Origin of the sequence: Streptomyces sp. NPDC014727 (genome assembly GCF_043083485.1) — a bacterium.
Taxonomy (GTDB): domain Bacteria; phylum Actinomycetota; class Actinomycetes; order Streptomycetales; family Streptomycetaceae; genus Streptomyces.
This window is the reverse complement of record NZ_JBIBYR010000005.1, coordinates 167,050-187,305: the sequence shown is the minus strand read 5'-3', so window position 1 is coordinate 187,305 and position 20,256 is coordinate 167,050. Positions and strand designations below refer to the sequence as shown.

At 72.4% G+C, this 20,256-nt stretch carries 14 protein-coding genes and 1 pseudogene; 8 read left to right on the top strand and 7 right to left on the bottom strand.

The genetic code is table 11. From position 1 onward, the window contains the following. Window positions 1–65: 65 nt before the first annotated feature. Window positions 66–1,424 carry a VWA domain-containing protein gene (locus ACF1B9_RS11085; RefSeq protein WP_391740911.1) on the top strand — a complete coding sequence of 453 codons (1,359 nt, stop codon included), beginning with the start codon at window positions 66–68 and terminating at the stop codon, window positions 1,422–1,424. Window positions 1,425–1,534: 110 nt separating this feature from the next. Continuing rightward, window positions 1,535–2,728, top strand: coding sequence for an FHA domain-containing protein (locus ACF1B9_RS11080; RefSeq protein WP_391740912.1), 1,194 nt, complete (start codon window positions 1,535–1,537; stop codon window positions 2,726–2,728). Window positions 2,729–2,734: 6 nt separating this feature from the next. Here the strand turns inward: ACF1B9_RS11080 and ACF1B9_RS11075 are convergent, their stop codons facing one another. Continuing rightward, entirely contained in the window at window positions 2,735–3,718 is a 984-nt protein-coding gene (locus tag ACF1B9_RS11075) for a methyltransferase domain-containing protein (protein ID WP_391740913.1), read from the bottom strand. Between the two features lie 143 nt (window positions 3,719–3,861). Between ACF1B9_RS11075 and ACF1B9_RS11070 the strand changes: the two genes are divergently transcribed. The 6 genes from ACF1B9_RS11070 (at window position 3,862) to ACF1B9_RS11045 (ending at window position 14,377) form a co-directional block, all read left to right on the top strand. Further along, window positions 3,862–4,266 carry a globin gene (locus ACF1B9_RS11070; RefSeq protein ID WP_351080412.1) on the top strand — a complete coding sequence of 135 codons (405 nt, stop codon included), beginning with the start codon at window positions 3,862–3,864 and terminating at the stop codon, window positions 4,264–4,266. Between the two features lie 171 nt (window positions 4,267–4,437). Continuing rightward, window positions 4,438–7,752, top strand: coding sequence for an FtsX-like permease family protein (locus ACF1B9_RS11065; protein WP_391740914.1), 3,315 nt, complete (start codon window positions 4,438–4,440; stop codon window positions 7,750–7,752). Between the two features lies 1 nt (window position 7,753). Next, window positions 7,754–10,561, top strand: coding sequence for an FtsX-like permease family protein (locus ACF1B9_RS11060; protein WP_391740915.1), 2,808 nt, complete (start codon window positions 7,754–7,756; stop codon window positions 10,559–10,561). After that, the gene (locus ACF1B9_RS11055; protein ID WP_391740916.1) at window positions 10,558–11,520 is read left to right on the top strand and encodes an ABC transporter ATP-binding protein; all 963 of its coding nucleotides are present in this window, start codon (window positions 10,558–10,560) and stop codon (window positions 11,518–11,520) included. Before ACF1B9_RS11060 ends, ACF1B9_RS11055 begins: the two co-directional genes overlap by 4 nt. Window positions 11,521–11,633: 113 nt before the next feature. Further along, the gene (locus ACF1B9_RS11050; RefSeq protein ID WP_391740917.1) at window positions 11,634–13,184 is read left to right on the top strand and encodes an alpha/beta hydrolase; all 1,551 of its coding nucleotides are present in this window, start codon (window positions 11,634–11,636) and stop codon (window positions 13,182–13,184) included. After that, window positions 13,181–14,377 (top strand): serine hydrolase domain-containing protein, encoded by a 1,197-nt coding sequence (locus ACF1B9_RS11045; protein ID WP_391740918.1) that lies wholly within the window; start codon window positions 13,181–13,183, stop codon window positions 14,375–14,377. Before ACF1B9_RS11050 ends, ACF1B9_RS11045 begins: the two co-directional genes overlap by 4 nt. A gap of 74 nt (window positions 14,378–14,451) precedes the next feature. On the opposite strand, the gene ACF1B9_RS11040 is transcribed toward ACF1B9_RS11045, so the two are convergent. The 6 genes and pseudogenes from ACF1B9_RS11040 to ACF1B9_RS11015 all read right to left on the bottom strand — a co-directional run. Next, a complete protein-coding gene (locus ACF1B9_RS11040; RefSeq protein WP_391740919.1) occupies window positions 14,452–15,141 on the bottom strand; it encodes a hypothetical protein in 690 nt (229 codons plus the stop codon). Further along, window positions 15,138–15,560: a thioesterase family protein gene (locus ACF1B9_RS11035; RefSeq protein ID WP_361439864.1), complete on the bottom strand. Its 423-nt coding sequence runs from the start codon at window positions 15,558–15,560 to the stop codon at window positions 15,138–15,140. Before ACF1B9_RS11035 ends, ACF1B9_RS11040 begins: the two co-directional genes overlap by 4 nt. A 5-nt stretch (window positions 15,561–15,565) precedes the next feature. Continuing rightward, window positions 15,566–17,230: an energy-dependent translational throttle protein EttA gene (ettA, locus tag ACF1B9_RS11030; protein WP_351080428.1), complete on the bottom strand. Its 1,665-nt coding sequence runs from the start codon at window positions 17,228–17,230 to the stop codon at window positions 15,566–15,568. Window positions 17,231–17,520: 290 nt separating this feature from the next. Continuing rightward, entirely contained in the window at window positions 17,521–17,664 is a 144-nt protein-coding gene (locus ACF1B9_RS11025) for a hypothetical protein (protein ID WP_391740920.1), read from the bottom strand. Window positions 17,665–17,860: 196 nt separating this feature from the next. Beyond that, a complete protein-coding gene (locus ACF1B9_RS11020) occupies window positions 17,861–19,270 on the bottom strand; it encodes an LAETG motif-containing sortase-dependent surface protein (protein ID WP_391740921.1) in 1,410 nt (469 codons plus the stop codon). A 552-nt stretch (window positions 19,271–19,822) separates the two neighbouring features. Beyond that, window positions 19,823–20,215: pseudogene (locus ACF1B9_RS11015) on the bottom strand (single-stranded DNA-binding protein); the annotation flags it as partial. Window positions 20,216–20,256: the final 41 nt, after the last annotated feature.

Genomic DNA, 20,256 nt, shown 5'->3' with positions numbered 1-20,256 from the left:
TTCACCGCTTTTCTTCTCTCACAGCTGTCTTCATCTGACACCTGGAGCCTCAAGGAGCCGATCAGATGGCCAACTTCTCCAAGTCGAACGTGCCCCAGTTCTCCGTCGAGGTGTACCAGAACGAATATCTGCCGGAGGGTGGTCGCGAGGTCAACGCGATCGTCACGGTCACCTCGACCGGGGGCGGCACCACCGGAGGCGTCCCGCTGTCCGGTGCGGCGGGGACGCCCACCCGCACAGCGGGGCAGGCACCGGGCGCCGCCGTGGTGATCATGGTCGACTGCTCCGGCTCGATGGACTATCCGCCGACGAAGATGCGCAACGCCCGCGACGCGACGGCCGCGGCGATCGACACCCTGCGCGACGGCACCCGGTTCGCCGTGGTGGGCGGTACGCACGTCGCCAAGGAGGTCTACCCGGGCAACGGAAGGCTCGCCGTCGCCGACGCCCGGACCAGGGCCCAGGCGAAGGAGTCCCTGCGTGCGCTCAGCGCCGGTGGCGGCACGGCGATCGGCACCTGGCTGCGGCTGGCCGACCGGCTGCTCGGCGCCGCCGATGTGGAGATCCGGCACGGCATCCTCCTCACCGACGGGCGCAATGAGCACGAAGCGCCGGAGGATCTGCGGGCCGCGCTCGAAGCCTGTGCGGGCCGCTTCACCTGTGATGCCCGCGGTGTCGGCACGGACTGGGAAGTGAAAGAGGTCACAGCCGTCGCCTCCGCGCTGCTCGGCACGGCCGACATCGTCGCCGACCCGGCAGGACTGGCCGCGGACTTCACGCAGATGATGGAGAACGCGATGGGCAAGGAGGTCGCGGATGTCGCGCTGCGGCTCTGGACCCCCGTCGGGGTCGGGATCAAGTTCGTGAAGCAGGTCGCCCCGACGGTCGTCGATCTGACGGGCCGCCGCACCGAGGCGGGTCCCCGCGCCGGGGACTACCCCACGGGTTCCTGGGGCGACGAGTCCCGCGACTACCACATCTGTGTACAGGTGCCGGAGGCCGGGATCGGGCAGGAGATGCTGGCGTCCCGGGTCTCGCTGATCCTCCCCGACCCGTCGGGCGGGGCGCCACAGACGCTGTCGCAGGGTCTGGTGCGGGCGGTGTGGACCGAGGACATGGCGGCGTCCACCTCGATCAACCCACAGGTCGCGCACTACACCGGCCAGGCGGAACTGGCACAAGTCATCCAGCAGGGGCTCGATGCCCGCAAGTCGGGAGACTTCGACGGCGCGACCGCGAAACTGGGCCGTGCGGTGCAGCTGGCGTCGGCGTCCGGGAACGAGGACACTGCGAAACTGCTTTCGAAGGTGGTGGACGTCGTCGATGCCGCGACCGGTACTGTGCGACTGAAGGCGAAGGTCGCGGAGGCCGACTCGATGACACTCGAAACACGCTCCACCAAGACCGTTCGCGTCAAGAAATAACCGCACAGCAGCACAGTCGGGCCCCCCGGCCGGAGTGATCCGCCGGGTGGCGAAGAGCAACAGCGAACGACGGCCCCCGGGGCCGGACGAGGAGAGGAGGAAGAGCCGACATGCCGACCTGCCCGAACGGACACCAGTCGGGTTCCGATGACTGGTGCGAGGTCTGTGGCCATCGCATGGCCGGGGCGGGCACGCCCGCGGGTGCAGTCCCCCCGCCGCCTCCCCCGCCCGCTCCCGGTTACGGCCACCCGCAGGGCTCCGGCCCGGACGCGACCCAGCAGGCCGAGCTCTGCCCGCAGTGCCGCACACCGCGCGAGGCGATGGCGCCGTTCTGCGAGGAGTGCCGCTGGAACTTCCTCACGAACACCGCGACGTCGTACACGCCGCTGGCCCCGTCCCCCAGCGTTCCCGGCCCTCCGCCCGGCCTCAACCTGCCGCCCGGCTTCCAGGCGCAGCAGCCGCCGGGTCCGCAGCAGCAGCGCGATCCGTTCGAGTACCAGGGGTCGCGGCCCTCGCAGGTGAACCGCCCGGCCGAGCCGCTCTCCCCCGAGCCGGGAAGCCGCCCCGGCCCCCCGGCGCCGGGTCCGCAGTCGCCGCCGCCGCCGTTCCAGCAGCAGGGTCCGCCGTCTGCGCCGTCCTTCCAGCAGCAGTCGGCGCCGCCGTCGCCGTTCCAGCAGCAGTCCGCACCACCGCTGTTCCAGCAGCAGTCGGCGCCGCCCTCGTTCGAGCGGCCGGGTCCGCCCGCGCCGCCCGCCCCGCAGCCGCCCGCCCCGCAGGGGCCGCAGGCCGGTGGCGACGACGACTGGATGCTGTCGCCGCCCTCGCGCACCCAGGCTCCCCAGCCATCGGGCCCGCAGCAGCAACCGTCGTTCCCGGGCCGGGAGCAGAACGAGCCGCCCGCGAGCTGGACCGCGGTCATCGCCCCTGACCGTGAGTACTTCCTGGCGATGATGCAGCGCAGCGGTCCCGAGGCGACCGGGCTCAATCTGCCCGCGTACTCCCCGGAGCAGCAGCTTGCGCTCACCGGCAGCCAGGTCACCGTCGGTCGCCGCAGGCAGAGCACCGGCGAGTCCCCCGACATCGATCTGTCCGTGCCGCCGGAGGACCCGGGCGTCTCGCACCAGCACGCCGTGCTGGTGCAGCAGCCCGACGGCGGCTGGGCCGTCGTCGACCAGAACTCCACCAACGGCACCACGCTCAACGGTGCCGAGGACCCGATCCAGCCCTATGTCCCCGTCCCGCTCCAGGACGGCGACCGGGTGCATGTCGGGGCGTGGACGACGATCACGATCCGCCGGGACTGAGCCGCGCTATCCGTCGGGCAGTGGCCAGGCGTACGGCCCCTCGGGGTCGTCCAGCCAGGCCCACTGCCGCCCGTCGCGGACCGTGATGCCGAACCTCTCCCGCTCGGGCCGCCGCTCGCGCTGCCAGAGGGAGAGGGCCTCACGGGGTTCGAGGGTGGCGTCGGTCAGCGTCAGCAGGAACTGGAAGAGCTCGTTCTCGCTGGCGCGCCCGGGCACCGCGCCGGTGTACGGACGTCGCGCTGATCCCGGTGGCGTGCCGCGCAGTGGCACGAAGTACGCGGGCGTGTGCAGGAAACGGCCCTCGGCGTACTTCCCGTGCGCCGACTCCCGTACCCGCAGCAGGATCAGTCCGGTGGCGAACGGCGCCAGTATCAGTGCGCCCGGCCTGCACTGGTCCAGCCAGGCCTGCGGTACGCACGCCAGGGTGCAGGTCACGATGATCCGGTCGTACGGACCGCGCGGGGGCCAGCCCCGTGTGCCGTCGCCGGTGATCACGGCCGGGTGGTATCCGGCCGCCGCCAGGTGCCGGCGGGCCGACTCGGTGATCTCCGGGTCGAGGTCGACGGTGGTCACGGCGTCGTCACCGAGCCGGTGCGCGAGCAGCGCCGCGTTGTAGCCGCTGCCCGCCCCGATCTCCAGGACGCGCTGCCCGTCCCGTACGTCCAGCTCTTCGAGCATCCGGGCCATCAGCGACGGCTGGCTGCTCGACGAGATCAGCTCACCGTCCCGGATCCGGGTGGCCAGCGCTCCGTCCGCGTACGCCCCGCGCAGCCACTGGGCCCGCCTGACCGGGTCGGGGTCCTCGCACCACAGGCGGTCCCATCCGCCGCTCACGAAGTAGTACGGCACGAACAGATGCCGTGGCACCTCCTCGAACGCGGCCAGCCATTCCGGGTCACCGAGCGCCCCACCGGCCACGATGCCGCGCACCATCGCCCACCGCTCCTCGGCGGCGGCCGCGGCGAACGGATCCGGCTGCGCGTCGTCCATACCTCCACCTTCCTGCGCCGGGGGCCCCGGGGCCAGGAGCCGGGCCGGGTCCTGGCCGTCCCGTTGCGCGCGAGCCCGGCCTGATCCGAACGAGAGGACCTAGGCCCCCGGTCCTCGGCCGGTGCGTCTGCGACGATGGACCGGTGACTGAGATTCCGCGCGACACGCTGCAGGAGCAGACCTTCTACGAGCAGGTCGGCGGCGAGGAGACCTTCCGACGCCTGGTGCACCGCTTCTACCAGGGGGTCGCCGAGGACCCGCTGCTCCGGCCGATGTACCCGGAGGAGGACCTGGGACCCGCCGAGGAGCGGTTCCGGCTGTTCCTGATGCAATACTGGGGCGGTCCCCGTACCTACAGTGAGCGGCGCGGGCATCCGCGGCTGCGGATGCGGCACGTTCCGTTCCAGGTGGACCGGGCGGCGCACGACGCGTGGCTGAGCCACATGCGGGTCGCCCTCGACGAGCTCGGACTGGCGCCGGAGCACGAGCGGCGGCTGTGGGACTACCTCACCTACGCGGCCGCCTCGATGGTGAACACCGGCGGCTGAGAACGCCCACTGTTCCCCGCACTGGGTGCGAAATGCGTTCCCCGGTCGCCGATTAACGGTCACGATCCCGTCAAGGTGCACGCACAAGCGGTTTCCAACAGCGTGCATGTCCTGACAACATCCGTAGAACGCCGGGGGGCGTGTGTGCGGTGAGGGTTCAGGGGGGCACGTGTGACGGGGTTCGTCTTTCTGCGGGTGAGGGCCTATCGGCTCCTGCTCGCCGCCGCTGTCCTCGCCATCCTGCTGACCACCTCGGTACTCGCCGCGCTCACCGCGTTCTCCGGTTCCGTCGGCGATGCCGCGCTGCGCCACGCCCTCACCCATCGGTCGGCGTCCGCCGCCTCGCTCGTCGTGTCCGCGCAGGTGGCGTCCGCTCAGCGGGACGCGGCCGACGCGGCCGTCCGCAAGAGCGCCCACGACACCTTCGACGGCCTCCCCGTGACCGTCCGAACGCTGGAGACGTCCGGTTCGTACGCGCTGCCGAACAGTCTGCGGGCTCCGGGCGGCCGGGGCGGCGACCCCGACCTCACCCACTTCGCCTCGCTCGACCGCAGCCGCGTCCGGCTGACCGCGGGCCGTATGCCGACGGCCGGGAGCGGAAAGGCCGACGATCCCGTCCAGGTCGCCCTGCCGCACACCGCCGCCGGGGTCCTGAAACTGAGGCCGGGCTCACGGATCACCCTCACCGACCGGCTGGACGACAAGCCGGTGCGCGTCCTGATCACGGGCGTCTACGAAGCCTCCGACCGGACCGACCCCTACTGGCAGTTGGACGAGCTCGGCGGTCGCGGCATCCGCACGGTCGCCTTCACGACATACGGTCCGCTGCTCGCCGACCCTGCGGTGCTCGGTTCGGGACGGGTGAGTTCCGGCACGGTGTCCTGGCTGGCCGCCGCCGATTTCCGCTCGGTCACCACGGGGCGGATGGACACCCTGCACGACGCCTCCACGGCTGCTCCGAAGACGCTGCGGGCCACCCCCGGGTTCAGCGGCGGGGCCACCGTGCGGACCTCGCTCCCCCAGGTGCTGGAGCAGATCGACCGGGCGCTGCTGGTCTCCCGCTCCACGCTGATGATCGTGGCCGTCCAACTGGTGCTGCTCGCCGGTTACGCGCTGCTGCTGGTGGCCCGGCTGCTGAGCAGTGAACGCGACGGGGAGACCCGGCTGTTGCGCGCCCGCGGCGGATCGCGCGGCCGCATCACCGGTTTCGCCGCGATCGAGGCGCTGATGCTCGCGCTGCCCGCCGCCCTCCTCGCCCCGCTGCTCGCGGGGCCGCTGACCCGGCTGCTCGCGAACAGCGGCGCGCTGGCCCGGATCGGGTTGCGGCTCGACGCGGGCGCGACCGCGACCGTGTGGCTGGTCTCCGCCGTCGCCGCGCTGACGTGTGCGCTGGCTGTCGTGGCGCCCGCGCTGGCGGCCGGTGCCGGGGAGCGTCGCTCCCGCCGTGCCGCGGCGCTGCCCGCGCCGCTCCGGGCGGGCGCCGACATCGGCCTGCTGGTGATCGCGGCGGTGGCGTACTGGCAGCTCGACCGCCAGACCACGGGTTCCGGCAGCGGTGCGCTGAGCGGTGACCGGCAGGGCGGTCTCGGGGTCGATCCGCTGCTCGTCGCGGCCCCCGCCCTGTTGCTGCTCGCCGGCACCGTGCTGACGCTGCGTCTGCTGCCGCCCGCGGCCAGGCTCGCGGAGCGCCGCGCGGCGGGCGGCCGGGGGCTGGTCACGGCACTGGCCGGCTGGCAGTTCAGCCGGCGTCCGCTGCGCAACGCCGGACCGGTGCTGCTGCTGGTGCTGTCGGTCGCCATGGGCATGCTGGCGATCGGGCAGCGCGCCTCCTGGGACCGTTCGCAGGGCGACCAGGCGGACTTCAGGGCCGGTGCGTCGGTGCGGGTGGTGGGCAGTGTCGAGAACGATCCGGCGCAGGCGGGCGCGTACGCGCGGCTGCCGGGCGTACGCGGGGCGGCGCCCGCGTTCCGTACGACGTTGGACCTCTCCGACGAACGCACGGCCGAGATCCTCGCCCTGGACACCGCGCACGCCGACGAGCGGATGCTGATGCGCGACGACGTCGGTGACCGGCCGCGGGAGCGGCTGTTCGATTCGCTCGCCCCGCGGGCGACCGCAAGGGCCGGACTGCCGTTGCCGCGGCTCGCCGAGAAGGTCCGGTTCGACGTGCGGATCACGGTGGCCGGAGCGCCCGCGCGGACGTCGCCGTCCGGCGCCGCGCCGCTCCTCACCGTGCTGCTGGAGGATCGTTACGGCTTTCCGTACCGGGTACCGGCCGGAACCGTCCCCGTCGACGGGAGAACGCACCCGTTCACGTTCGCGGTGGCGGCCGGGGGCGATCTCGCGGTGACCGGGTTCGAGCTGGACGGCAACCGGCCGACCGGCCGGAGCGAGTCCCACCGGGTCGACATCGGCGCCTTCAGGTCCGTGTCGGCCGACGGCACCGAGCAGACGGTCCCGGTGCCCGACGGGTTCGGCTGGGACGCCACGCAGACCGCCACCGGATCCGGTGAGGCGGGCCCCGGCCATCCGGTGGACGCGAGGGTCTCCGCGAAGAGTCTGCTGGCCTTCGGATACGACACCGGCTCGAACACGGACGGGACGGAATCGACGCCTTCCTTCTCCGTACGGGCCACAGCGCCCCTTCCCCCGGCTCCGGCACTGAACGCGGTGGCCACCGACGCGTACCTGCGCGCCACCGGGGCGAAGGAAGGCCAGAGCGTCGACGTCACGCTGGCCGGCGAGACGGTCCGGGTGAAGATCGTGCGGGCGGTGCACCGCCTGCCGACCACGGGCCCGGGTACCGGGGCCGAGGCCTCCGTCAGCAGCGCCGACCGGCAGCGGGACGGCGGCGCTCTGCTGCTCGACCTCAGGGCCGTCGGTCAGGTCCTCGCGCATCGCCCGGGGGCGGTGCTGACCCCCGTCGAGTGGTGGCTGAGCACCGCACCCGGACAGGCCGGGAAGGTCGCCGCCGCGCTGCGGGCGCAGCCCTACACCGATCCGGCGCAGGTCCTGGTGCGCGACGAGATCGCGCGGGAACTGGTCGGCGACCCGCTGGGCGCCGGGCCGCAGTCCGCGCTGCCCGCGGTGGCGGTCGTCGCCGCGGCCCTGGCCGCGGTCGGCTTCGCGGTGAACGCCGCAGGCGCGCAGCGCGAGCGGACCGCCGAGTTCGCCGTACTGCGGGCACTGGGGACGCCGCGCCGACGGCTGACCCGGATGATCGCCGCCGAGCAGGGTGTGCTGATCGTGATCGCGCTGCTGGTCGGGGCCGCGCTCGGGTCCGTACTGAACCGTGCCGTCGTGCCGCTCATCGTGCTGACCGGACAGGCCACCGCGCCGGTGCCCCCGGTGCTGGTGCAATGGCCGGCCGGGCAGGTCGCCGCGCTGCTGGCGGGAGTCGCCGCGCTGCCGCTGCTGATCGTCGTGTCCCTCGCGTGGCGCGGCGCCGATCCCGCGACCTCGCTGCGCCACCAGGGGGACAACTGACATGAGTCCGCGCTCCGTCCGAGACCGTCGCGCCACGGCCGCCTGTGCGCCCTGGGTCCGTACCCGGTTGCGAACCGCACCCGGCACGGCCTGGGCGCTCGGGCTGCTGGTGCTGCTGACGGCGTTCCTCGCCGCCGCCTTCCCGCGCGCCGTCGACCGTTACGAGAACGAGGGGCTGCGCCGTGACATCGCCACCGCGGACCCCCGGCTCAGTGTGCTGGAGCTGAGTACGCCGCAGCCCGATCTGCAGGTGCCTCAGCCGCAGCGCGAGGAAGCGGTGCGCGCGGCGTCGCTGGCGTCCGTCCATCGCACGGTGCTGTCCGGTCTGCCCGGCGTGTTGCGGCCCGACACCGCCCAGTCGGCGTACGGATTCCGCACCGTGACACCGATCCCCGCCGAGGAGCGCTGGCTGCCCCGGCCCTCCGGCATCGACCCCCAGCTGACGTACGCGACCCTCTCGGCCCTCCCGGACCACGCCGCCCTGCGCGCCGGGGCGTGGCCCACCGCGCACGGCACGGTCACGGCGCACACCCCGCAGGTGGAGGGCGCGGTCACCGAGGAGACGGCGAAGGCGCTGCGGATCAGGGTCGGCTCGACCGTCTCCGTACCGACCCAGGGCGGCACACCGCTGACCGTGCGGATCACCGGCATCGTCGCCCCGGAGCGCCCCGAGGCCACCTACTGGTCGGCCCAGCCACTGCTCCGGACCCCGTCGCTGGTGGCCAAACCGAAGGAAATCGACCCGCATTACTACTGGATCGCGGCCGTTCTGCTGCCGCCGGACGCCGCGCCCGCGCTGCTCGCCACCGCCGCTCAGCCGGAGGCGTTCTGGTGGATCGCGCCGGACGCCTCCCCCCTCACCGCCACCGACGTGACGGCACTGCGCTCGTCGATCGCCTCGCTGGAGGGCGGTCCCGGGCTGGTGGACATGCGGGCGGTGGCCGGCGCGAACGCCGCGCTCAAGACGGACCTGGACACGATCCTCGCCAGGTACGACACCCTGCGCGAGGCGATCGGCCCGGTCGTCACGGTCGCCGCCGTGGGTATCGGAGCGGTCGCCGCAGTCGTCCTGCTGATGACGATCGGGCTGATGGCCGGACGGCGCCGCGGCGAACTGGCCCTGCTGCGTGCGCGCGGCGGATCGCTGCGCGGCATCGGCGGCCGACTGCTCGCCGAGACGGTGGTGACCACGCTGCCCGCGGCGGCGCTGGGTCTGCTGATGGCCGTCCTGACCATCGGGGATGCCCGGCTGTGGCCCTCGGTCACCGGCGCGCTCGCCGTCGCCGCGTTCGTCTGCGTCGCCCTGCCGCTGCGTACGGCGCTGCCGCACCGCAGGCCGCAGCCGCACGGTGCCCGCGACGATCTGATGAGCGCCCGCCCCTCACGGCGGCGCACGGTCGCCGAACTCACCTCGCTGGTACTGGCCGTCGGCGCGGTCGTCGCCCTGCGCCGGCGCGGTACGGGCTCCGGCGACGGCGACCTGCTCGTCAGCGCCGCCCCTGTGCTCGTCGGTCTGATCGCCGCCCTGGTCCTCGTACGGCTGCTGCCGGTGCCGCTGCGTCTCGCCCAGCGCTCCGTCGCCCGGCGGCGCGGCGCGGTCGGCTTCCTGTCGCTGGCCCGTGCCGGGCGCACCTCGGCGGGCGGCGCGCTGCCGCTGCTCGCGCTGCTGCTCGCGCTGACCACGACGGCGTTCGGCGGCTCGGTGCTCGCGGGCATCGCGGACGCGCGGAACGAGGCGGCGGTACGTGCGATCGGTGCGGACGCCCGGATCAGCGGCCCCGGCGGCTCCGTGCCGCTGCCGGACCGTCTGGTCCGGGAGGTGCGGGAAGCGGGCGGTGTCCGGGAGGTGGCGGCCGTGGGGATCGAGTACGACGTCACGCTGCCGTTCGACAGGACCGGGGACCAGGGCACGAGGAACGCCACCCTGGTGGCCGTCGACCCGGCGACCTATGCCCGGCTGGCCCGCTCGACCGGCCTCGGGGCGTTCCCCGCCGACCGGTTGAAGCCCCCCGGCCCCGCGGCGCGGAAGGCACCATCACAGGACCGGGTGCTGCCCGTCATCGCGTCGCCGTCCGTCGCCCGACGGCTCGGTGACCGGCCGCACGATTTCTCCACGGCGGCCGGATACTTCAGCGCGCGGGTGGCGGGTGTCGTCACCCGCACTCCCGCCGTTCCCGACAGCGACTTCCTGATCGTCGACGCCGCATCGCTCACCCGCCCGCAGACCACCACCCTGCTGGTCACCGGCGGCTCCCTGGACACGAAGGCGCTGCGCACGGCGGCGCACCGCGCGGGCAAGGACGTCACCGTGCGGCTGCGCACCGAGGAACGCGAGACGTTCGTCGACACCCCCGTGCAGCGGGGTGCCGGGGAGATCTACGCGGCGGCGATCGTGGCCGGGGCGGGCTACGCCCTGCTGGCCGTCCTGCTGTCGTTGCTGCAGACCGCCCCGGAACGCACCGCCCTGCTGGCCCGGCTGCGGACCATGGGCCTCACCTCCCGGCAGGGCAGACGGCTCCTGGGGTTCGAAGCGATGCCTCAGGCGCTGCTGGCGGCCGTCGGCGGGCTGCTCGTCGGCTGGGCGACGACCGCCCTGCTGGCGCCGGGCATCGACCTGGTGGGCCTCGCGCTCTCCACCGGATCCCAAGCCGCCGCACCCGACACCGTTCCGCTGCGGACCGACCCGTGGTCGCTGGCGCTCCCGGCGCTCGGCGTGGTCGTCCTCACCGCCGCGGTGGCCGCCGTCCAGGCCTGGTGGGCCGGCCGCCGCGGACCGATCACCGAACTCAGGTCAGGAGACCCCCGATGACGTCGCCGTCGACCGCCACCACACTGGCCGAACTCGAACAGCGGGCCGCCGCCCGCCGCGACCGGCCCTCGTACGGGCACGACGCGCTGATCGCCTGCGACCGGCTGGTCCGCATCTTCTCCGCGGACGGGGTCGAGGTGCAGGCGCTCCAGGGACTCGATCTGCTGGTCACCGAGGGCGAGTTGATGGCCCTCGTCGGCGCGTCCGGCAGCGGCAAGTCGACTTTGATGAACATCCTGGCGGGCCTCGACGTGCCCACGGCCGGGTCGGCGAAGGTCGCGGGCTGCGATCTGCTGTCGATGGGCTCGAAGGAACGGCTCCGCTACCGCCGGGACATCGTCGGGTTCGTCTGGCAGCAGACCGCCCGCAATCTGCTCCCGTACCTCACCGCCGTGCAGAACATCACCCTGCCGATGCAGCTGCGCGGCCGGGGCCGCAACCGTGAACGGGCCGAGCGGGCCGAGTCGTTGCTCCGGATGCTGGGGCTGGAGGAGTGCCGCGACCGCCGCCCGCAGCAGCTCTCCGGCGGCCAGCAGCAGCGGGTGGCGATCGCCGTCGCACTCGCCAACCGTCCTTCGGTGCTGCTCGCCGACGAGCCGACCGGTGAGCTCGACTCGGCCTCCGGCGAGCAGGTGTTCGCCGCGTTCCGCCGTGCCAACGAGGAGCTCGGCACCACGATCGTGATCGTCACGCACGACCATGCGGTGGCGAGCGAGGTCCGTCGTACGGTCGCCATCCGGGACGGCCGTACGTCCTCCGAGGTGCTGCGCCGCACCGAGGTCGACGCGGCGACGGGCCTGGAGTCCCAGGTGGCACGCGAGTACGCGATGCTCGACCGCGCGGGCCGCCTGCAACTGCCCGCCGACTACACGCAGGCGCTCGGGATGGAGCACCGCGTGATGCTGGAGCTGGAGCAGGACCACATCGGGGTCTGGCCGGACGACCAGCCGCGCCCGTGAGGGCAGTTGGTGGTGCCAGCCCCAGGCGGCTTCGGCCGGGTGGCCCGATGTTCCCGTGCCACGCACGCCCCTAGCGTCGTACGGGAGTCATCCGCCTGATCCCGAGGAGCACGATGCGCGGCACCGCACTGGCCACCGCCGGCCTGGGCCTGACCTGTTTACTCGCGGGCACGGTGCCCGCGTCGGCCGTCCCTGCCACGTCTGCCACCCCCACTCACCAACGGCTCGTCTGGGGCCCCTGCTCGCCGCAGCAGCGGGAGCTGAACGAAGCGGGCGCGCAGTGCGCGAAGGTGACCGTCCCCCTGGACTACGCCGATCCCGGCGGAGAGACGATCCGGATCGCCGTCTCCCGTATCAAGGCGGGTACCGGGCACGGGAAGCGGCAGGGCATCCTGCTGTCGAATCCGGGTGGACCGGGCGGCACCGGACTCGCCAACACCCTGCTTCTGCGGCCCGCCTTGAAGGATGTGGCCGACCGCTACGACCTGATCGGCTTCGATCCCCGTTTCCTCGGCGAGTCCACCCCCATCGCCTGCGACCCCGCCGCCCCGACGCCCGCGCCCGGCCCGACCACGACCCGCCGCGAGGACTTCGAGCGGTCGGTACGGTCCGCCCGCGACACCGCGCGCCGCTGCCGGGACCACGGGGACAACGCACGGCTCCTGCCGCACGCCACCTCCCGGAACGTCGCCCGCGACATGGACGCGATCCGCGCGGCACTGGGCGAGCGCAGGCTCTCGTACTACGGCGTCTCGTACGGTGCCGACCTCGGGGCCGTCTACACCCAGATGTTCCCCCGCCGCGCCGACCGCATCGTCATCGACTCCTCGACCGACCCGTCGGCCACCCAGTACGAACTGTTCCGGCGGGCGGGCAAGCCGCTCGAAGAGGCCCTGGACGCCTGGGCCGGGTGGGCCGCCCGGCACGACGGCACCTACCGGCTCGGCAGCACGCCCGCCCGAGTGCGCTCCAGCGTCCAGCGCTTGCTCGACGGGGCCGAGCGGCGCCCGGTCACCGTCTCGGGCATACGGCTCGACGCGCCGTTGCTGCGGCTGGTGCTGCGGCAGCTCATCCAGCACGAGGAGTACGATCCGGCACTCGCCGGTACGGTCCGCGACCTGGCCGACGCCGCCGCGGGCAGGCCGGTCGAACCCGGCCCCGAGCTCGCCGCCATGCTGGAGCTGCTCGCCTCGCCCGAGCTGGCGGACAGCATGCTGGGCGGGGCCCTGTTCATGTGCGGCGACAGCGGCTGGCCGGCGGGCGGCTGGCCGGGGAACCCGGAGACGTACTGGCGGAACATGGAGCGCAGCCGCGCCGCACAGCCCGTCTTCGGTCCGCTCGTCAACGGCATGATCGCCCCGTGCGCGTTCTGGCCCAGCACGTCCCGCGAACCCGCCACGGTGATCGGCAACGACGTCCCCGTCCTGATGCTCCAGGCCCGGCGCGACAACAACGTCCCGTACGAGGGGGCGCTGGCGCTGCACCACCGTCTGACCGGTTCACGACTGGTGACGGCGGACATCCGTTCGCACGGGGTGTACGGGCGCGGACTCGACGGCCTGACCCCCGTCCCCTGCGCCGACGAAACCGTCGACGCCTATCTGCGCGACGGCACACTGCCCGCCGCCGATCTGCTCTGCCCTCGCACCGGGGAGGAACGTTGATCAGCAGACGTACGGGCCTGGCGGCCACGGCGGCGGCCCTGTTCACCGCGGCGTCCGGCCCGGCGGCGACGGCCGCCGCACCCCGTCACGACCCCGGGCTCCGCAGCCGTCTCCAGAGCGATGTGGACGCGATCCTGGCCACCGGGGCCACCGGCGTACTGGCCGAGGTGCAGAGCGCCCACGGCCGGACTACCGCCCGCGCCGGCTCCGCCGACCTGCGGGCCCCGCACCGCCCGGTCCCCCGGGACGCCTACTACCGGATCGGCAGCGACACCAAGACCTTCACGGCCACGCTCGCCCTCCAGCTGGTGGGCGAGGGGCGGCTCGCGCTCACCGACACCGTCGAGCGGTGGCTGCCCGGCGCCGTGCGGGGCAACGGCAACGACGGCCGCAGGATCACGGTCGCCGATCTGCTGCGCCAGACCAGCGGGCTGAACGACTACCTCGCCGTCTCACCGGACGCGGCCGAGGCGTTCACCCCGGCCGGCTACCGCCGGTCGCGGTTCCGCACCACGCCCCCCGAGGACCAGCTGAAGGCGGCCGTGAGCCGGCCGCCCCTGTGGGTGCCGGACCCCGGACAGCCCACCGGGGAACGGCGCTGGGGCTACTCCAACACCAACTACGTGGTGGCGGGCCTGATCATCGAGCAGGTGACCGGAAACTCCTGGGCGCAGGAGATCCATGACCGGATCGTCGAGCCCCTGGGCCTGCGCCACACCTTCACACCGGGGACCTCGCCGTACGTCCCCCGGCCCACAGCCACCGCGTACACCTGGTTCCCCGGCCGCACCCGGCCGACCGACACGACGACGGCGTCCGGCGGCGGGGCCGACGGCTCCGTGATCAGCACCACCCATGACCACGGCGTCTTCCTGCGTGCCCTGATGAGCGGCCGGCTGCTGCGCCCGGCCCAGCTGGCGGCGATGAAGGAGACGGTCGCGGCCGAGGACTGGAGTGCGGCGCCGGGGGTCCGTTACGGACTGGGCATCGCCTGGCGCCCGGTGGCCGGGAGCGACGGCGGGATCTGGTTCCACGGCGGAACCCATCTGGGGATCGTCTCCGAGAGCGGGGTGACGCCGGACGGCTCCCGGGCCGCGACCAGCGCCACGTTCACCCTGCGCATGGGCGACCCGGCCCAGGACGCCCAGGACGCGGCCGCGCTACGACTGGTGGACAGGGCCCTGACCGGCTAGGGCTGTGGCCGCTTGTTCGGCTCGATCGCCCTGCGCGTCCGGACGTCCTGTCGTCCTGTCGTCCGGCCAGGCACTCAGCCCGCGCCCACCGTCACCGCGAGCGTGCCGAGTCCGCTGCCCGGACCGCGCAGGGCGATCGAGCCGAACGGGGTACGCAGTCGCAGCCAGGACCCGGACGCGAGCAGGGCGACGGGGAAGTCCGGCGCCGGGCGGAGGAAGCCCAGGGACTGGGCGGCGTGGACAGCCCGCAGCGGAAGCTCGGTGGGGCCGACGGTACGCGACCAGATCTCGCGGCCGATCAGATCCCGCTCCGCCCGGGTGCGGCGGCCCTCGGGCAATGCCTCGTCGCGGGAACGGAACTCCGCCACCGCCCCGGTGACCGCCGTGCGCAGGGAGACCGGGTCGGGCAGGCCGGACACTTCGTGCCAGCCACCGCGGGGCGGCAGGACACCCGTCCACGGCGGCCCGGTGACCGGTGCCGGCAGGACGCCCGAGCCGGCCGCCACGCCCTCGACATCAAGGGATTCGAGGAGCTCACCGGCGGACACCGTGACGTCGAACTCGTGCGATCCGGCCAGCCGCGCCGCCCGGATCGCCAGCACCTCGAACGACGGCGGCCTGCCGAACACGGCCAGCGCGCCGCCGCCCGCCTGCATCCGCACGGCGGCGGCCCGGTCGTAATGGATCAGCCGGCCGAGGAAGGCCGCGAGATCCGCGGCCTCCCTCGTGTCGGCGAACTCCAGCGACCTCACGGGCACGGTCATGCTGCGGCGGGCTCCTCGGCCAGGTACTGCTGGAGGAAGAGCTTCTCCTCGGCGGAGATCCGCCGAGGCCGCTCCTCCGCCAGGTCGTACGGCACGACGACGGTCGTGGCGCGCACGTACACCTGGTCCGGGTCCTTGATCTCGTACGCGATCGTCAGCGACGCGGCGCCGATCTTCGTGACCCAGGACTCGACGGTCACCGGCTCGTGCCGGTGGACCAGCGGCCGTACGTAGTCGATCTCGTGCCGGGCCACGACGGACCCGCCCGAGAAGGACGGCGAACCGTCCCCCGGCGCCAGCCGGAACATGAAGTCGATGCGCGCCTCCTCCAGATAGCGGAGGAAGACCACGTTGTTGACGTGGCCGAAGGCATCCATGTCCGACCAGCGCAGCGGGCAGTTGTAGATGTGGCGTGCCAAGACGATCAGCCTCGCGTGAGCTTCTTGTACGTGGCACGGTGCGGACGGGCCGCGTCCGCACCGAGGCGATCGACCTTGTTCTTCTCGTACGACTCGAAGTTGCCCTCGAACCAGTACCACCTGGAGTCGCCCTCGTACGCCAGGATGTGCGTGGCGACGCGGTCCAGGAACCAGCGGTCGTGGGAGATGACCACCGCGGCGCCCGGGAACTCCAGCAGCGCGTTCTCCAGCGAGGACAGGGTCTCGACGTCGAGGTCGTTGGTGGGCTCGTCGAGGAGCAGCAGGTTGCCGCCCTCCTTGAGCGTCAGCGCGAGGTTGAGGCGGTTGCGCTCACCACCGGACAGGACGCCGGCCGGCTTCTGCTGGTCCGGGCCCTTGAAGCCGAACGCGGACACGTACGCCCGCGAGGGCATCTCGACCTGGCCGACGTTGATGTAGTCCAGCTCGTCCGAGACGACGGCCCAGAGGGTCTTCTTCGGATCGATGTTGGCACGCGACTGGTCGACGTAGGAGATCTTGACCGTGTCACCGATCTTGATGGAGCCGGTGTCCGGGGTCTCCAGGCCCTGGATCATCTTGAACAGCGTGGTCTTGCCCGCGCCGTTCGGACCGATGACGCCGACGATGCCGTTGCGCGGCAGCGTGAACGACAGGTCGTCGATGAGGACCTTGTCGCCGAAGGCCTTCGAGAGGTTCTCGACCTCGACGACGATGGAACCGAGCCGCGGGCCCGGCGGGATCTGGATCTCCTCGAAGTCCAGTTTCCGCATCTTGTCCGCCTCGGCCGCCATCTCCTCGTAACGGGCGAGACGTGCCTTGGACTTGGTCTGCCGGCCCTTGGCGTTGGAGCGCACCCACTCCAGCTCTTCCTTGAGCCGCTTGGCGCGCTTCTCGTCCTTGCGGCCCTCGACCTTGAGGCGGGCGGCCTTCTTGTCGAGGTACGTGGAGTAGTTGCCCTCGTAGGGCAGGGCGCGGCCGCGGTCGAGTTCGAGGATCCACTCGGCGACGTTGTTCAGGAAGTAGCGGTCGTGGGTGACCGCGACCACGGCGCCCGCGTACTTCGAGAGGTGCTGCTCCAGCCAGTTGACCGACTCGGCGTCGAGGTGGTTGGTGGGCTCGTCGAGGAGGAGCAGGTCGGGGGCCTCGATCAGCAGCTTGCAGAGCGCGACGCGGCGCTTCTCGCCACCGGAGAGGTTGACGACCGGCCAGTCGCCGGGCGGGCAGCCCAGGGCGTCCATGGCCTGCTCCAGCTGGGCGTCCAGGTCCCACGCGTTGGCGTGGTCCAGGTCCTCCTGGAGCTTGCCCATCTCCTCCATCAGCGCGTCGGAGTAGTCGGTCGCCATGAGCTCGGCGACCTCGTTGAAGCGCTTGAGCTTGCCCATGATCTCGGCGGCGCCGTCCTGGACGTTCTCCAGGACCGTCTTCGACTCGTCGAGCTTCGGCTCCTGCATGAGGATGCCGACGCTGAACCCCGGCGACAGGAACGCGTCGCCGTTGGACGGCTGCTCCAGGCCCGCCATGATCTTCAGCACCGTGGACTTACCGGCGCCGTTGGGGCCCACGACACCGATCTTCGCGCCGGGCAGGAAGTTCAGGGTGACGTCATCGAGGATCACCTTGTCGCCGTGCGCTTTGCGCGTCTTGCGCATGGTGTAGATGTACTCAGCCAAGAGAAACCGTCCGGCTATCGATGTGTGGGCAGATACACCCCATCTTGCCTGACGTCCATCCCGGGACGGAAACCAGTCTCACCAGGGGCCTGTGACCTGCCCCTCCACCGACCCGCTCGTAGCCGAACCTGCCCCTCCACCGACCCGCTCGTAGCCGATCCGTCACTGACTGTCTCCGACGAGCGCCGACGAGCGCCCTCGCACGGCCAGGGACGGCCCCAGGCACCGGCGTGGTCGACGGTGGCCGGGGCCAGAGGGTGGCCGCCGGGACCGGCCACCACCCCCGCTGCTCACTGTCCGTACGCGACCAGCAAGTTGGTGGCCGGAACCACCACGAGCCCGCCGCCCGCTCCGAGACCGGTCAGCGGCTCGGACACGTTGTGCTCGTCGGGCCCGTTGATCGGCGCGCCGACGTCGGTTTTGCCGACGTCCATCCCCGGATGGAAACCAGTCCGGCTCGCGGTACGCCCGATCCCGTCAGCCGGCTCGCATCGCACTCCGCTTTCCGGCATGCGACGGCCCCGGTACGCGTCCGCGTACCGGGGCCGTCATCAGACCGTCGTGACAGTCCGCCCGCCGTCCGTCACTCGGCGGTCACCGGTGTGATCGCCGACGTCATCCGTGCGGTGACTACTGGGCGGGGGACTGCGTCTTGCGCTTGCGGAGCATGAAGACCGCGCCGCCGCCGACGACGACGAGGGCGATCGCGACGCCCGCGATGACCGGGGTGGCGCTGGAGCCACCGGTCTCGGCGAGGTCACCCGAGCCGCCGGTCGAGCCGCCACCGGTCGTGGCCGGGGCGGGCTTGTCACCGCCGGTCTGGGTGTCGGTGCCGCCGGTGCCGCTGCCGCTGGTCTTGCAGTCCAGGACGCCCTTGAACGTCTTGGTGAAGCCACCGGGGCCGGTCACCGTGATGTCGTACGCCTGGTCCTCGGCGACCGGGACGGTCACGGTCTCGGACTTGCCCGCCTCGACGGTGTGCTTCGCCCCGGCCAGCTCGAAGGTGAACGCCTCGTCGCCCTTGTTGGTCGCGGTGACGTCCACCCCGCCCTTGGTGCAGTTCTTCTTCGCCGACACGGCCGGGATCGCACCCTGCTTGGCCCAGGTCGCGTTGGCGGTCGCGGAGACCGTGGACTCGCTGGAGCCGGCCAGGATCATGGTCTGGCTCTTGGTCACCCCGGCGAAGACCCGGCCGACCGGCACCGACGTGGTGGCCTGGACGGTCAGCGAGGCCGAACCGTCGGTGGCGCCCTCCGGAATGTCGAAGTAGAGCTGGGCACCGTCGGCCGCGGCGGTCACGGGCTTGCCGGCCTTGTCGGTGACCTTGACACCGCTGGCGGCGTCGGCGGGCGGGGTCACGGAGACCTGACCCGCGTTGGTGTGGACGGTGATCGGGCCGAGCCGCTCACCGGACTTGCCGGAGACCGCGGCCGGGTCCAGGGCGAGGGACGCCTTGGGCTCGGCCTGGTCGGCGGCGTTCTGCTCCAGCCAGTCGGCGAGCTTCTCGGCCTGGCTGTCGGTCGCGTCGATATCGGCATCGTCCGAGTAGCGCCAGATCGCGACCTGGGTGCCCGCAGCCGCGGTCTTCTCGGTGAGCGGTCCGGTGCCGGCCTGCTCGGCGAGCGCCGCGAGGTCGTCGACCTGCGGGTAGGAGTGCTCCAGGATCCAGCGAATCTTGCCCGCGTTCTTGTTGCTGCCGAGCGAGCTCTGGTTCCAGGGGGTCTCCAGGTACTTCGCCTGGTCCTGGGTGGGGTTGTGGATGTCGATGCAGTACGTCTTGAGCTTGCCGCCGCCGTCGACGGTCATCTCGAAGAGTCCGGCGGGCAGCTGCTGGTTCCTGCCGCCCGCGTGGAGCACGGCACGGTCGTAGGTCTTCAACCCGTCCAGGACCGCGGCCGCGCCACCTTGATGCTGCGGCGCCTCGTCGGCGACCGCGCTGCCGGCGCCGACAAGGGTGCCTGCCATGACCAGACCGGATGCCATCACCGACGCGGCCAGCCGGGCCATGCCCCGCCGCCGTGGAGTACGAGTCGTCTCCATGGACGACGAAACGGTCGCTGAAGAAGCAGAAAACACAGAATTCCCCTCCGGGCGAGGCCCTCCGCGCCTGATGCGCGTGTGGGGATTGCCTCGCCAGTCGACTCAAGTGCCCCGTGAGTACGGGGGAATCCTAAGGAGGAAGAGATGAACAATCCCCCGTCATACCGTCGTACAACCATTCCGAATCAGAATCGTTATCGCCGGTATCGCGCGCGGCGCCTCGACACCCTCCCGATCCGACTCCCCGTCAGTTCAGCCCCCTCGCCCGTCCGGTCACGACACCGACGCGAGTTCCTGGCCACGCTTCTGACGCACCGTCGGCCGCCGCACCCGCTGTCGGCCGACCCGTTCGGCCTGCTCGGACTGCTCCACCCGCTCGGACTGTTCACTCCCTCCTTCCCGCTCGTCCCCCTCGGCCCGTGACGCTTCGCGCGGTCCACCCGGCCGCGCCTCGCTCACCTCCTGTGCTTCCCGTGTCTCCCGCGCCGGGCCGCCCGACCAGTCCGGCTCGTCCGAGCGCCCCGGTCCGTCGCCCCGGCCCAACGCCCCGTCCACACTCCCCCGGCGTGCCACCGGCCCCGGCTCGCTCCTCATCACCCGCCGGAACGCGGCCGTCCCCCGTGTCAGATCGTGTCCCACGGCGACCGCCTCGATGTCCACGAACGTGCGGCGCCGGTCCTCCCGTTCCTCCTCACGGACCTTCAACCTGCCGTGCACGACGAGCGGTTCTCCGACCGAGACGGAAGCGGACAGATTCGACGCCAGGGTCCGCCAGGCCCACACGGTGTAGAAACTGGTGTGCCCGTCCGTCCAGAGCTGTTTCACGCGATCCCAACGGCGCGGTGTCACCGCGAACCGGAATCGCGCCATTCCGCCGGTCGCGGTCTCCCGGAACTCCACGCCCGTCGCCGCGTTTCCCACCAGTGTCACCAAGGTGTCATTCATGACTCCGCCTCCCCTTCGGCCTTCGGTTCCGGCGACCGCAC